At 45.6% G+C, this 298-nt stretch carries 1 protein-coding gene; it reads right to left on the bottom strand.

Annotation, left to right across the window (positions count from 1 at the left end; genetic code table 11):
- A partial coding sequence (locus tag FC36_RS12350; RefSeq protein WP_268872451.1) for a hypothetical protein occupies positions 1 to 298 on the bottom strand: 298 nt, incomplete at both ends.

Here is a 298-nt window from a genome sequence, read left to right as displayed (position 1 = left end):
GTACATCCTCATCAACAAGTATGAGTGATTCAGCTTCGATGAGCGTAAGTACATCCGCATCAACAAGTGTGAGTGATTCAGCTTCGAAGAGTACAAGTACATCCTCATCAACAAGTATGAGTGATTCAGCTTCGATGAGCGTAAGCACATCCGCATCAACAAGTACGAGCGGTTCAGCTTCGAAGAGCGCAAGCGTATCAGGATCAACAAGTATGAGTGATTCAGCTTCGATGAGCGTAAGCACATCCTCATCAACAAGTACGAGTGACTCAGCTTCGAAGAGTGCAAGCACATCAGA

Source organism: Ligilactobacillus equi DSM 15833 = JCM 10991 (genome assembly GCF_001435735.1).
In the GTDB taxonomy this organism is placed as follows: domain Bacteria; phylum Bacillota; class Bacilli; order Lactobacillales; family Lactobacillaceae; genus Ligilactobacillus; species Ligilactobacillus equi.
Note: the sequence above shows the minus strand (reverse complement) of the source record. Positions and strands in the feature narration are given on the sequence as shown.